The sequence below is a fragment of the Bacteroides muris (ex Fokt et al. 2023) genome (assembly GCF_024704895.1).
Lineage (GTDB): Bacteria > Bacteroidota > Bacteroidia > Bacteroidales > Bacteroidaceae > Bacteroides > Bacteroides muris.
The window spans coordinates 1-253 of record NZ_JAMZEE010000146.1 but is presented as its reverse complement, the minus strand read 5'-3'; the positions used below and the strand labels follow the sequence as shown (position 1 = coordinate 253).

Here is a 253-nt window from a genome sequence, read left to right as displayed (position 1 = left end):
AAAAAAACATGCGCTTTCATTCTCTGGAAGCCTCATTTCATCACTTTCCCACTGTCACTTTTCCCGACTTCCAATCCTCTTTCCGATATCCCAACGGACTGATTTTCACCATTCAGGACAAAACCCGCCTGTTCTCTCCTTGTCTACTGATTATTAATGAAATTAACAGGATTTCATTACCTGCGAAGTAACGGAATTTTTTAACAAAAAGCATTGTGGGAAAAGGAATGCCGGAAATGAGAAATTATTCACT

General features: G+C 39.1%; 1 protein-coding gene. It reads left to right on the top strand.

Annotated elements, in window-relative coordinates:
- A partial coding sequence (locus M1B78_RS18635) for a hypothetical protein (protein WP_257941515.1) occupies positions 1-191 on the top strand: 191 nt, incomplete at its 5' end.
- Positions 192-253: the final 62 nt, after the last annotated feature.